Origin of the sequence: Chryseobacterium sp. IHB B 17019 (assembly GCF_001456155.1) — a bacterium.
Taxonomy (GTDB): Bacteria; Bacteroidota; Bacteroidia; order Flavobacteriales; family Weeksellaceae; genus Chryseobacterium.
Genome location: NZ_CP013293.1, coordinates 2,174,272 through 2,187,766, shown reverse-complemented (window position 1 = coordinate 2,187,766; position 13,495 = coordinate 2,174,272). Strand labels below are relative to the sequence as shown.

Annotated in this window: 13 protein-coding genes; 8 read left to right on the top strand and 5 right to left on the bottom strand. The window is 35.5% G+C overall.

What is annotated here, in order from left to right:
• Positions 1–133 precede the first annotated feature (133 nt).
• Together gldJ and ATE47_RS10075 are read left to right on the top strand one after the other, a co-directional pair.
• Positions 134–1,735: a gliding motility lipoprotein GldJ gene (gene gldJ, locus ATE47_RS10080; protein WP_062161851.1), complete on the top strand. Its 1,602-nt coding sequence runs from the start codon at positions 134–136 to the stop codon at positions 1,733–1,735.
• A gap of 62 nt (positions 1,736–1,797) precedes the next feature.
• Positions 1,798–3,069 carry a UDP-N-acetylmuramoyl-tripeptide--D-alanyl-D-alanine ligase gene (locus tag ATE47_RS10075; RefSeq protein WP_062161850.1) on the top strand — a complete coding sequence of 424 codons (1,272 nt, stop codon included), beginning with the start codon at positions 1,798–1,800 and terminating at the stop codon, positions 3,067–3,069.
• On the opposite strand, the gene ATE47_RS10070 is transcribed toward ATE47_RS10075, so the two are convergent.
• Positions 3,062–3,673: an NUDIX hydrolase gene (locus ATE47_RS10070; protein ID WP_062161849.1), complete on the bottom strand. Its 612-nt coding sequence runs from the start codon at positions 3,671–3,673 to the stop codon at positions 3,062–3,064. The genes ATE47_RS10075 and ATE47_RS10070 overlap by 8 nt on opposite strands.
• A 41-nt stretch (positions 3,674–3,714) precedes the next feature.
• Between ATE47_RS10070 and ATE47_RS10065 the strand changes: the two genes are divergently transcribed.
• A complete protein-coding gene (locus ATE47_RS10065; RefSeq protein WP_062161848.1) occupies positions 3,715–4,104 on the top strand; it encodes a hypothetical protein in 390 nt (129 codons plus the stop codon).
• Positions 4,105–4,235: 131 nt separating this feature from the next.
• The gene (locus ATE47_RS10060) at positions 4,236–5,009 is read left to right on the top strand and encodes an alpha/beta hydrolase (protein WP_062161847.1); all 774 of its coding nucleotides are present in this window, start codon (positions 4,236–4,238) and stop codon (positions 5,007–5,009) included.
• Between the two features lie 2 nt (positions 5,010–5,011).
• Here ATE47_RS10060 and ATE47_RS10055 read toward each other — a convergent pair whose 3' ends face one another.
• The 3 genes from ATE47_RS10055 to ATE47_RS10045 are packed head-to-tail and all read right to left on the bottom strand — an operon-like array spanning position 5,012 to position 7,937.
• Positions 5,012–6,055, bottom strand: coding sequence for an anhydro-N-acetylmuramic acid kinase (locus ATE47_RS10055; RefSeq protein WP_062161846.1), 1,044 nt, complete (start codon positions 6,053–6,055; stop codon positions 5,012–5,014).
• Between the two features lie 3 nt (positions 6,056–6,058).
• Positions 6,059–6,652, bottom strand: a complete 594-nt coding sequence (lptC, locus tag ATE47_RS10050) for an LPS export ABC transporter periplasmic protein LptC (RefSeq protein WP_062161845.1) — start codon at positions 6,650–6,652, stop codon at positions 6,059–6,061.
• 1 nt (position 6,653) lies between these two features.
• Positions 6,654–7,937, bottom strand: coding sequence for a hypothetical protein (locus tag ATE47_RS10045; RefSeq protein ID WP_062161844.1), 1,284 nt, complete (start codon positions 7,935–7,937; stop codon positions 6,654–6,656).
• Between the two features lie 226 nt (positions 7,938–8,163).
• On the opposite strand from ATE47_RS10045, the gene ATE47_RS10040 reads away from it, so the two are divergent.
• Positions 8,164–9,282, top strand: a complete 1,119-nt coding sequence (locus tag ATE47_RS10040; RefSeq protein WP_062161843.1) for a DNA polymerase III subunit — start codon at positions 8,164–8,166, stop codon at positions 9,280–9,282.
• A gap of 33 nt (positions 9,283–9,315) precedes the next feature.
• Here ATE47_RS10040 and ATE47_RS10035 read toward each other — a convergent pair whose 3' ends face one another.
• Positions 9,316–10,311 carry a hypothetical protein gene (locus ATE47_RS10035; RefSeq protein ID WP_062161842.1) on the bottom strand — a complete coding sequence of 332 codons (996 nt, stop codon included), beginning with the start codon at positions 10,309–10,311 and terminating at the stop codon, positions 9,316–9,318.
• Positions 10,312–10,419: 108 nt separating this feature from the next.
• Here ATE47_RS10035 and ATE47_RS10030 point away from each other — a divergent pair, with 108 nt between their 5' ends.
• Genes ATE47_RS10030 through ATE47_RS10020 form a run of 3 tightly spaced genes read left to right on the top strand, consistent with a single transcriptional unit; the run spans position 10,420 to position 13,466 of the window.
• Entirely contained in the window at positions 10,420–11,046 is a 627-nt protein-coding gene (locus ATE47_RS10030) for a TetR/AcrR family transcriptional regulator (protein ID WP_062161841.1), read from the top strand.
• On the top strand, positions 11,030–12,343 hold the full coding sequence (locus tag ATE47_RS10025) for a TolC family protein (RefSeq protein ID WP_062161840.1): 1,314 nt from the start codon (positions 11,030–11,032) through the stop codon (positions 12,341–12,343). Before ATE47_RS10030 ends, ATE47_RS10025 begins: the two co-directional genes overlap by 17 nt.
• A gap of 19 nt (positions 12,344–12,362) precedes the next feature.
• Positions 12,363–13,466, top strand: coding sequence for an HlyD family secretion protein (locus ATE47_RS10020; protein ID WP_062161839.1), 1,104 nt, complete (start codon positions 12,363–12,365; stop codon positions 13,464–13,466).
• Positions 13,467–13,495 lie beyond the last annotated feature (29 nt).

Below are 13,495 nucleotides of genomic sequence, written 5' to 3'. Positions count from 1 at the left end.
AAATGAAAATTTTATAATTAAATTGTGATACAATAAAATTAATTTGTTAACGTTTTTCAAAAAAATCAACTCTTTACTTGATTTATTGAATAATTTATTTTTTCTTTGTACTTTGAAAATATTTATATCGACTATGAAAAAACTAAAGTTGTTTTCATTAATAGCATTAAGTTCTACACTTGCATTAACCAGTTGTGGTGGAGGTACTAGCAAAGGAGGCGGTACTAAAAAATTTGTCAGCAAAACGGGTTGGAAACCAAACGAAAAACAAGGTTGGTTTTTTGCAGGAAAGCAACAAAAGCAGAAAGGTTGGCCGGGAATGGTATATGTAGAAGGTGGAACTTTTACAATGGGATTAGTGAAAGATGATGTTATGCACGATTGGAATAACTCGCCGCGCAGAATGCAGGTAAGTTCGTTCTTCATCGGAGAAACAGAAATTACTAACTACGAATACCGCGAATACCTTACATGGTTGAAGTATGTATTCCCTCCAAGTGATCCTAGTTTTAAGGAAATCTACAACGGTGCGTTGCCAGATACCTTACTATGGGACAACAAACTATCCAGAAATGATTACAACGAGACGTACTTCCGTTCTCCTGAATTCGATTACTATCCGGTAGTAGGTGTTTCTTGGACTCAGGCAAACAGATACTGCGAGTGGTTGACAGACAGAGCAAACGAAAAAGCTTTAATGCAAGCTGGTATTATTGCTAAAGATTTGTACATCAACGAATCGAACAATCAGGGTGGAACCGCATTCAACATGGATAAATTCAAATCGAATGATCCAGAAATGCAAGGGTACATCAATGAAAAAAGAATGCAGCAAAAAAATGGTATCAAAACTACCAACCAAAGATTGCTAGCTGCTAACAGAGCCCCAAGTGCTGCTATGGTTCAGAAATTCAGACTTCCTACCGAAGTTGAATGGGAATATGCTGCGCTAGGTATGGCTAAAAATAGGGAATACAACCAATATATGGGGAAAGAGCCTCAAATCGAAAGATTGAGAGGTACTAAAGGTAGAGATAAAGGGATGTTCCTTGAAAACTTCAAAATGGGAACTGGTGACTACTCCGGTATCGCAGGTTGGAAAAATGACGGTTCTGCAAGAACTTCTGACGTAAGACAGTATCCATCAAATGACCTAGGTATCTACGGTATGTATGGAAACGTTTCAGAATGGACTGCCGATGTTTACAGACCAATTATTGACGAAGATTTCAGTGACTTCAACTACTATAGAGGTAATGCTCCTCAAGCTATCGTAAAGAATGCGGACGGAACTTACAAACTGATAGATGAAAGTAACATTAAGTATGATACTTTAGCTGATGGTAGACTGGTTTATAAAAACTTACCGGGTCAGTACGAAAGACAAACAATCGCTGATTACGGAAACTACAGAGATGGTGACAGAATGTCGTCTCTTGATTACAGAAGCAGTTCAGACTCTGTATCTGCTGCCGAAAACATGTACAATGCTCCTCAAAAAAGATTTATTGTAGATGCTAGCGGAAAAGTAGTTCTTCAGAAAGATAGAAAAGAGAGAACTTCAGCTATGACTAATGATATTAGAGTAGTGAAAGGTGGTTCTTGGCAGGATACGGCTTATTGGCTGGATCCGGGACAAAGAAGATACAAGAGCCAGGATAAAGCTTACGGATGGATAGGATTCCGTGTTGCTCAGGATGCAAGAGCAAGCGAAAAAGGTAGAACAAGAAGATAATATTTATCAAAATAATTTCAAAAACCTTCCAGTATTCTGGAAGGTTTTTTTATTTTTGAACTATGAATATAGAACAGTTTTATCCTTTGTTTTTACAATCTGAAAAGATAACTATTGATAGCAGAAAAATAGGAAAGAATGATATTTTCTTTGCATTTTCCGGAGAGAATTTCAATGCAGCGACATTAGCCGAAAAAGCTATTGAAAATGGAGCCCTAGCTGTCATTGTTGAGCAGGAAGATTTTGAAAATAAAGATAATAATATTTTTTATGTTCCTTCAACCTTAGATTTTTTACAGGAATTAGCAATTCATCACAGAAACCAATTGCAGATTCCCATCATCGGGCTTACGGGAAGCAACGGTAAAACAACAACGAAAGAGATAATTCATGCTGTTCTTTCTGAGAAATTCAATGTTCAATATACTTTTGGAAATTTAAATAATCATATTGGTGTTCCTTTGACAATTCTTTCCATTAAACCTGAGCATGAGATGGCTGTTATTGAAATGGGAGCCAATCATCAAAAAGAAATCGAGCTTCTTTGCACTATTTCCCTGCCGGATTATGGATATATTACCAACTTTGGGAAGGCTCATTTAGAAGGTTTCGGAGGATTTGAAGGGGTGATTAAAGGTAAATCAGAGCTATATGATTATCTTAAAAAGAATCAGAAAACAATTATTGTTAACGAAAATGATCCTATTCAGGTCGAAAAAACTGAAAATTATATTCCCAAAATCACTTTCGGAAAAAATAATTCTGATTATCAGTTTGAATTATTCTCAGAAGGGAATTTTGTTGGCTTACAATATAAGGAAGTAAAAGCTGTTTCAAAACTCACCGGAGAATATAATTTCACGAATCTTTGTGCAGCAGCAAGCCTTGGACTTCATTTCGGAATTAATTTTGAAAAAATTAAGCACGCTATAGAAAATTATACCCCTACCAATATGCGTTCCCAGGTGGTAAAAAAAGAAGGGAAAACTTTAGTTTTGGATACTTACAATGCCAATCCAAGTTCTATGACTGCTTCTTTACACAACTTTATCACGTTTGAAGGTTCAAAAACAATCATAATTGGTGATATGCTTGAGCTGGGAGAAGAGAGCGAAAAAGAACATCAAAACATCTTAAAGCTGGCTCAGGAATTAGGCTTTAATGAAATTATTACAGTCGGAAGAAACTTTAAAAGTGTTAATTTTTCATCAGAATCGTTTGAAAATACGGCAGAATTAATAGAATATTTAAAGCTGAACAAAATCCAGTCGGAAAATATTTTATTAAAAGGCTCAAGAGGAGTGGCATTAGAGAAGTCGATCGAATTTATTTAGTCTTTGTATCCCAGAATTCTTTTACAATTAATTTGATATTTTTGAAGGTGCTTGGGAAAACTTCTTCTTCAATTTGGGTGGTGTTTTTCCAGGCAACTTCAGTGATTCCTTCTTCACTTTGTGGTTTTGAAGTGTCTTCACCATCGAAATTCATTTCAAACCAGTGTGTGCATTTCAATACTTTATCACCGTTTCTTTCTACATAAATGTGATACGTGGTATTGATAAATTGTACCAATTCAACATCTTTCAGGCCGGTTTCTTCCTCAATTTCCCGTACGGCAGACTCTTCACGCGATTCGCCTTTCTCCATTTTACCCTTCGGAAGATCCCATTTTCCTAATCTTTTGATAAAAAGAATATCACCCTCAGGATTATTTACCAATCCTCCGGCAGCTTCAATGATCCTAAAAAGTTTTTGGAATTCTGCCCAAATCTCTTCAATATTTTCACCAAAAACATTCAATTCCCTTACAGATGTATTTTCCAGAAGATCCAAAGCGATCTCCAGGGTTGTGACGTTTTCATAGCCAAGCGTTTTCTCGAGGTTTTCGGATTGCTTAGACAGTAATAATTTTTTTTCGTTCACAAAAACTTTATACATATATTTGTAAGAATTAAGAATTTAAATACAAAAATAAAGAAATGAATTTAGAAGGACGAAAGATTATTGTCAATAAATCATCTAAAGAGTTGTCAGAAATACTAAAATCGCCGGAAAATTACAAAGATTTTATGCCGGATGGTCTTCAAAAGTTTGAAACGAGAGAAGATGGATTTAAATTCGGGCTGCAGGGAATGCCGGAAATTGCTTTAAAAATTGATGAAGTGAACGATCAGAAAGCAGTTTTAAAGTCTGCAAGCTCAAGTTTAGACTTTTCATTAACAGCAACTTTGAACCCAATTAATGAAAATCAGACAGAAGTTCAGATGCTTTTTGAAGGTAAATTCAATCCTTTCATAAAAATGATGGTAGAAAAACCTTTGCAAAACTTCATTAATACGCTTACAGATAAAATCGAAGCTTACAAATAAAAAGAAATACTGCTTGAAAAAAGCGGTATTTTTTTTAGCATGTCTTTAGTCTTTCTATTTATTTGGTTTCTATTTTTCGTTAGCTTTATAGTGAATAAAAACGTATTAACTATAATAATAAAACAATTACCATGAAAACCAATCCTATTTCTGAAAGATTTACTATAATATTGCTGATATTAGCCTTATTAATGACCACGAACTTTTATTCGCAGGAAAATAAGGTGGTAAAGAATGTAATACTTGTCCACGGTGCGTTTGTAGATGGCTCCGGATGGCAGGGAATTTATGATATTTTGGTTAAAAAAGGCTACCATGTTGCTGTTACACAACATACATTAATGTCACTTGATGAGGATGTAAAGGCCGTTAATCGGATTATTGATCAACAGGATGGACCCTGCATCTTAGTTGGACACAGCTATGGAGGAGCGGTTATTACTAAATCAGGAAATAATCCTAAAGTTGTTGGTTTGGTGTATGTTGCAGCGCATGCACCCGATGAAGGAGAAACGGAAGCAGATAATGGAAAAGCATTTCCACCAGCTTACAAATCTTTGATAAAAGGTGAAGATGGGTTGGATTATATTGATCCAAACAAATTTCCAGGTGATTTTGCAGGTGGAGTGAAGCTGGAACAGGCAAATTTTATGGCTATTTCACAGACACCAACGGCAGATGTTGCTTTTCATGCTATCATAAAAAATCCGGCCTGGAAAACAAAACCAAGTTGGTATGTCGTAGCAAAATCAGATAGAATTATCAATCCTGATCTCGAAAGAATGTACGCAAAAAGAGCAAAAAGTACGACGATAGAAATTGAAGGAGCAAGCCATTGTGTATTCATGACACATCCCAAAGTGGTTGCAGATTTAATTATTTCGGCGTCTAAAATGAGCAAATAAAATTATACAATAATTCCTGAGCTGTGATCGTGAGAGCTTCCTGTTGCCGAAGAAAGGACATTAATTTCATTATTAAGCCTTAAAACTCCCATAAAAGCAAAAATCAGCGCTTCTTTATAATCAATGATTTCTCTTTCCGGAATAATAATTTCGGCGGTTGTTTTTCCTTTAATTTTTTGAATTAAATAATTATTATAAGTTCCGCCACCGGTAAATAGTATATTTTTCAGCTGATGTTCATTAATAACGGCCGAAATTTGCTGAGCAATATGTTCTGTGAAGGTTGCGAGAAGATCAATAGCTTCAATATTTTTAAATTCAAGAAAAATAAATTCGTTGCACCATTCAATTCCCAGAGATTTTGGATGCGACTGTTTGTAAAAGTCTAATGAATTAAGTTTAAATAATAAATCCTCGTCAACTTTTCCTGTTTTCGCCAAATCTCCGTTTTCGTCGAAGTTTTTATTAAATTTCTCAACTAATTTATTTAAGACAATATTGACAGGAGCAATATCGAAAGCTATTCTTTTATCATTAATTTTTAATGAAATATTGGAAAATCCACCCAGATTAAGGCATGCGTCATACTCGGAAAACAACAATTCATCACCGATAGGAACTAGTGGAGCACCGTTTCCGTCCATTAAGACGTCCTGGCTTCTAAAATCATAGATAACAGGTAAGTTGTTTTCTATTTTAATGGCTCGTCCGTCGCCAATCTGTAAAGTGAATTTTTTTTGAGGCTGATGAAAAACCGTATGTCCGTGAGATGCAATAAGATCTATATTGTCCAGTTGGTGTTTTTCAATGAAATTTCTGACTGATTTTCCTAAATAGAAACCATATTCAGAATGTAATTCTAATAATTTTTCTGCAGAAAGATGGATTGAATTTCTTAATTTTTCTTCCCAGTTTTTAGGATAGGGAATTGTTTCTGCCCGTAAGATGTCGAAATTCCAGAACTCTTTTTTTTCGAATCTTGCAAAACAAATATCCAAGCCGTCTAAGCTTGTTCCGGACATCAATCCTATCGCATGCAAAATCATGAGTTATTTTTGTTTTTCAGATAATTTGGAGGTAGTGAAGTCTCCGGAATTCTGGTAAAAAACATATTCCGAGAAGTCATCTTTTGCGGTCATTCCGTTGGCTCCTACCAATGTAGAACCGTCTTCCATTGTTACATAAACTGTATCGCGGGTGTAGATTCTTTTCTTTCTCTGATCCCAAAAAATGCTTTGCATTGCAAATTTCTGGCCTTCATTAGTGGTAATTCTTACGTTCCCCTTGGCCTCGTAGAATTTCTTATATTCGAAAATTCTGGCGTATTTGGCTTTTATTGTTCCTGGAACTTTTGGTTTTTTCTTATCAAAAAACTGAATGTCAATTCCTTTTCTAGCCACAGTATACGGGCTGTCTATCAATTCATATTTCTCAATAATCGGAGCTTTTGCCCTCATGGTCACAAACCCGGAATCTCTCTGGATGATATTCGCATTATTGATGATCTGCGACGGGAAATTTTTACTTTGTTTTCCTCCGGCTTTCGTAAGGTCTTCTTCACAGGAACTCATCACAAAAAATATAGCACAACTAAAAAGGTATGCTATATTTTTTTTATATGATATGTTTCTAAAAAACTTCATTTTAGTTGTATAGAGTCTTTCTGAACCATTTATCGGCAAAATTGAAACCAAGTTTCAGATTTATATAATTTTGGTTGATCAGATTATTTTTAAGTGTTCCTCTTTTTCCAACCTCAAGACCAATTTCCAGACCACTCATTCTCGTTATGCTGCTGGTTTTGAATGGAAGAAGCACCCCTGCAGAAACCCCAAATTTATTAATATCCTGTCCCGCGATTTTAAGATTTCCTTTTTCATAAAAAGCACCATATCTGTAAACAATCCTTGAGAAATAACTTCTGAAGTTGTTATAATTCGGTAAATACCAACCTCCGGCTGAAATTCTGTAAGAATCCTGAAGGTCTAAAGATGTCCCGAAATAAGCAATGCTTTCTCCTCTTTTATAGTCTCCCTGTAAAGATAAAAACCATTTGTTTTCCTCACCATAACCTACACCAAGGGATGCCTGTAGAGGTAAAAGGTTTTTAGAGCTTATACTTTTTCTTTCAATAATGGTTTCATTACTTTTTACTGATTTTGAAGCATCGGTATAAAAATAAGTACTGTTTGTATAATCAGTGGTCATGTTACTTGTGTTTCCAAAAGTAGTGGTAGCACCCACTGTCAATTTTCTGTCTGTACTTGTATTTAAATTTTGATAGCTTGCTCCCAGAGTAAAATTAAAGTTTCTGACATTATTTTTAGTCTCGTATCCGTTTACCAGTTCAGCATTAGACTGTGACAATTCATTAAGATCGTAAAGGTTTCCGAAATAATAATTAGCTCTTACTCCAACTGCAAATTTATCATTTACCTTGTAGCCTAAAGCAATTTGAGCCGTATTTAATGTTCCGCTTCCTTTAAATTCATTACGTCTGATATTTCCGTCTTCCAGATTTTCGTCATGAACAATCTCATAACTCTTTGAGCTGTAAGGCTGATAAGAAAGCCCCATTTTCAACTTTGGTGACAAAGGAAAAGCTATCGAAATATTTGATAAATACGTAGAATGTTTTGTAGACTTCGTATTGTTATAATTAGTTTTGAAGTAATTGTTTTCGTTGGTAGCTTCCAGTTTTATACTTGTAAGCTCGAAATTAGCGTTGTTCGCAGGGTTTGCGAAGTTGAAGCTGCTGGTAAAATCACTTATGTATGCTGTTGATATACCTCCCATAGAGGAAGTTTCAATCGTATTATCATATTTTACATCTCCAATTCCGTATGTTGCGTAAGGGGAGTTGCTTAAACTCTGCGCATTTAGGAAATATCCAACCGATATAAATGATAGTACAAAGATTTTTTTCATTCTTTATTTTTAAAACAATGCGCAAATATCTTAAATATTAATGAATTGTAAAAATTATATGAGGTTAAAGTTTGTTAAGGAGGATTAATAGTGAATTTTGCTTCGCTATGTATGATCAATTCACTTTGTTGTCGATTTTTGTAAGTTTAGAAATTCACAATTGATTTACGAACCAAAATTCACAATTGACAAATCACCCGTTCCAAATTTTCTTTATCTTTGAGCCATGAATTGGGAGAACATTGCCGGACAGGAAAGTCTGAAAAAGCTTCTTAGAGACAGTATCACCGAAAACAGAGTGAGCCACGCCCAGCTTTTCGTCGGAAAAGAAGGATATGGAACATTGCCGATGGTTTTGGCGTATGCAAAAGAAGTTTTGAGTCGGGAAAATGAGCACGCAGCTTCGAAAGTTGAGCATTTGAATCACCTTGATCTGCATTTCAGTTTTCCGGTTTTTACGGATAACAAAAATTCTTTAAGTAAAAATAAATTTGAAGAATTCAGAGAAATGATCCTCAATTCTCCCTATTCCAGCTATGATGACTGGACGGCTTTTCTGGAATCCGAAAACAAGCAGCTTTTCATTTCTGCGGATGAAATTGACGACCAGAATCAGAAATTTTCATTAAAAAGCTTTGAAGGCGGAACCAAAATCCTGATTGTCTGGAGAGCCGATAAAATGAATATTGCCGCTTCCAACAAATTCCTGAAATTTTTAGAAGAACCGCCTGCAAAAACGGTTATTTTACTCACTGCAGAGTCTGTCAACGATATTTTGCCAACAATTCTTTCCAGGACACAGATTGTGGAAGTTCCGAGAATTAATGATGAAGATCTGGAAGATTATCTGAAACGGAATTATACTATTTCGGAGGAAAAAATAAAGGAAATTATTCATCAGGCTCAGGGAGATCTCAATGATGCCGTAAAACTTTTGCAAACGGGCAACAAAAGCGATGAATTTGAAAAACTCTTTGTTCAATGGGTTCGCGATGCTTTTATGGTAAAAAAGAAACCTGAATTTTTAAAAAGTATCATTCTTTGGGCAAGAGAAATTGCTGGCTGGAACCGTGAAAAACAGAAGAATTTTTTAAATTACTGTTCTGAGATTTTCAGATTGGCTTTACTTCAGAATTACCAGTCGGAAAGTCTGGTGTACAAAAAAATTGATGCTAATGGATTCAACTGGATTGGGTTTTCAAAATTCATCAGCGGCGCCAATATTGAAAGTATTTTAGAAGAAATCAGCACCGCAGATCTACACCTTACCCGAAACGGGAATCCTAAAATTGTCTGGACAGATTTAGGAATAAAATTATCAAGATATATTCATAAGAACTCATAAAAAAACTCCGGCAAAAATGTCGGAGTTTTATTTTTAATTATTTAATTGAGTCTGAAATTCCTGCAATTCTTTTTCCATAAAGTCATGTTTATTAAGCTGAATTCTCATGGATTGAATATTTTTTACAGTAGTTTCCAGGGCTGTTTTAAACCACGGAAATTCCTGACTCAGCGAAGTAAGTTTTGCTAAAGCTCTTAGCGCCTCATTCGATTGTGAAAGCTTTACAGCATGCTCATATCTGAAAAGAGGACAATGATAATATTCTTCTGAGAGAATTTCCCATTGATCTAGACCTGCTTCTGCTGTTATTAAATAAGACATAGCAAAAACAGAAGAGTCAACATAGCCTTCAGAAAACAAGAAGCACTCAAAAACACTTTCCGTATCTTCTTTTTTAATTTTTTTATCTAAAACTTCGTGAAAGATCTTATGAGATTTTTCCTTCTCATCATGATTTTTTGACAAATGTAAAACCGTTGCATATTCCACTTTTACAATGTCTTCATCAGGAAAATCCTGATAGGCTGTTTCGATGTATTTCCGGGCCTCATCATCCTTTAATAAAGACCGATACATTTTTGAAATAGCCACAAGTTCTTTAGCGCTAAAATTTTCTTTTTTGTTCCGCTGTTCTTCAAAATATTTTAAAGAAAGAGTAGGATATCTGTCTTTTACATACCGTTCGATAATTTGCCAATCTTCCGGTTTTTGCACTTGAGAATCATCCCAAAATCTGTAAAGCAATGACATTCTGTCCCATTTAGACTGAATTCCCAACCATTCTGCAAACAGTTTTTCATAGACCATATGAGCCGGATAGATATTTCCTTTATCATCTTTTACCTCAATTTCAATACTTACATCAGGATCGGAGTAATATCTTTGAAAGGCTTCAATTATTTCATGATCAAACCTTTTTCCTGCTTCCATTAATGAAGCTATCTGCTCCTCATTTATGTTTGATTTGGTTTGATTTTTTGATTGCGACTGATTTTTTTTCTTTCCCCAAAAGAAATTTAGGAGGCCCATATTTATTTTTTTGGTAAATATAATATTAAAATTAAATTAAAAAATCAATCAATCGTTTGATTTGTAAAAAATCCGTTGTACATTTGCACCTTCAAAATGAGAGAATAAATGATTTCAAAAGAAGAAAATATATTATTTGCTGCAGAAATACTTTTTGCTGAAAAGGGTTTCGAAGGGACTTCCACACGGGAGATTGCAAAAGCAGCAAACGTGAATATTTCTATGATCTCATATTATTTCGGTTCAAAAGAAAAGCTTTATGAAAAATTGGTAGAATACAGGATGAATGAAGGGCAATTCTTTTCTAAAGATATTCTGGAAAGAACCGATATTAATGAATGGGAAAAAATAGAAAAGATCGTTGATCAGTTTTCAGGAAAGGTAAGGCATCATAAATGTTTTTACAGAATCATGCAGCGAGAGCAGCTCCACACGCAAAATCCTCACATTGTAGAATTCCTGAAACAGACGAAAATGGGATTCATTGCCATGTATTCAAAAATATTGGAAAGCGGTCTAAAAAAAGGAATTTTCACAAAAAATCCTCCGATTTATTTACTTCACTCCACCGTAAGCGGAACTTTATTTTATGCATCAAATGCTAAAGAAATGTATAAAGAATTCCTGAATAATACGGAAGATGAAGAAATTTTTGATGATAAATATTACACAGAACTTAACACTCATATTAAATATTTACTAAAAGACCTTTTAGGTTATGAAGAGAATAAATAACTCAGTTATTGCATTGGCCCTGTTTGTAGGGGTTGCAAATGCAAATGCTCAGGAGAAAAAAACACTCACTCTCGATGAAGCTGTACAGTTGGGTATCCAAAACAGCAAGAATCTGAAGATTGATGCCGCAAAAATCGAAGAAGCTACTGCAGACCTTCTGGAAGCCAAAAACAGACAGCTTCCGGAATTGAAAGTTTCAGGAAGCTATATGTATCTTCCGATAAAACCTACTATTGATCTTAAACTTCCTGGCGTTTCTGCCGAGGGAGGCCCGGAAGTACATCAGGTGCTTTACGGATCGGCCAATCTTAGTGTTCCCATTTACAGTGGTGGAAGGATTAAATACGGAATCCAGTCGGCAAAATATCTGGTGGAAGCATCAAAATTAAGCACAGAAAACGATAAAATTGCGATCGCTTACAATGTGGCTCAGGCTTATAATAATTTATTTAAAGCAAATCAATCCATTAAAGTTTTAGAAGAAAACCTTTCTGCTTCTCAAAAAAGAGACGAAACTTTTCTTAAACTTGAAAATAACGGAGTCATTGCAAGAAACGACAGGTTGAAAGCAAACCTTCAGACTTCAAACATCGAATTACAATTACTGGAAGCCAAAAACAACTATAATATTGCCAATATCAATATGGATTTGCTGTTAGGCCTTCCGGAAACTACAGAAATTGAAGTTGACCAAAATTATATTGAAGAAGCAGATGATGTAAAACCTGTTGATTTCTATGTAAATGCAGCAAAAGAAAATCGTAAAGATTTACAGGCGTTGGATATGCAGAGAAAAGCGGCAGAATTAGGAACAAAATCGGCAAAAGCAGAAAATTATCCTTCAATAGCATTTACGGGAGGATATGTTGCGGCGGATATTCCGAAGTTTTTAACAATATATAATGCTGTAAACGTAGGAGTTGGGATTTCATATAATCTATCAAATCTTTGGAAGCAAAATTCATCATTGAAGCAGTCAAAAGCGAGAGAAATGCAGTTGTCAGCAACCAACGAACTGTTAAATGACAATATTAAATTAGACGTCAACAGAGAATATCAAAACACAGATTACTCCAAAAAAAGAATCGCCGTTTTCGAAAAATCTGCTGAACAGGCTAATGAAAACTACAGAATTACAAAAAATAAATACGACAACGGCCTTGCAACCATGACAGAATTACTGGATGCAGACGCAGCCCAAATCGCAGCAAACGTTGGCGTAATCAATGCAAAAGCAGACGCAGCACTGGCGTACAGAAAATTATTACAAACTACTGGAACTTTAACAATTAAATAAAATAAGAACGATACCAACAATGGAAAATAATAATACAAAAGCGACTGAACCTAAAAAGAAAAAAAGTTTAGTTTTCCCTATCATTTTAGCGGTTGTATTAATCGGTGGAGGAATTTACGGGTACAAAACCTATTCTTACGGGCAGGTACACGAGGAAACCGACGATGCGCAGATTGCTTCAAACCTGGCTCCGGTGATTTCTAAAATTTCAGGATACGTGACCGAAGTAAAAGTAAAAGATAACGAGTTCGTAAAAAAAGGAGACACATTGGTTATTTTGGACAACAGAGACCAGAAAATGGCTCTTCAACAGGCTGAAGCCGCTCTGACAACAGCAAAAAGCAATATTTCAAACGCACAGGCTACAACCACAGCGACTTCAAAGAATATCGGTTCGTCCCAAGCTGCGGTAACCACGGCAAATGCACAGATAGAAGCAGCAAAAGTAAACGTTTGGAAAACTTCTCAGGACTTAAAAAGATATGCCAATCTTGTGAAAGACCACTCCATTACAGAACAGCAATATGAGCAGGCTTTGGCTGCAAAACAAACGGCTGACAGACAATTACAGGTATTAGTAGATCAAAGAAACCAGATTGCCCAACAAACCAACATCGCATCTTCTCAGACGGCGGCAAGCTCGCAGCAAATTAGCGTTGCAGGTTCCGTAGCTAAACAAAGAGAAGTTGATGTAGAAAATGCAAAATTAAACTTATCATACACGGTAATTACTGCTCCGGAAGACGGATATGTTGGGAAAGTTCCAATCCAGGCGGGACAGTATCTTCAGGCTGGTTCTCAGTTGTTTTCTTTGGTTAAAAACGATCAAAAATGGGTAGTGGCCAACTTCAAGGAAACTCAGGTTGATAAAATGGTGGAAGGGCAGAAAGTGAAAATCGAAATTGATGCTTTCCCTGATAAAGACTTTGAAGGAGTCGTAAGTTCATTCTCTCCAGCTACAGGTGCCACATTCTCTATTCTTCCTCCAGATAACGCGAGCGGAAACTTCGTAAAAGTAGTTCAGAGACTGCCGGTAAAAATTGATTTTGTAAATCTTGATAAGAATATTGCAAAAAAATTAAGAACCGGGATGAACGTAAAAGCAGAGGTTTCATTGAAATAAAATATAAGTGAATTGTCAATTTTTGCTGA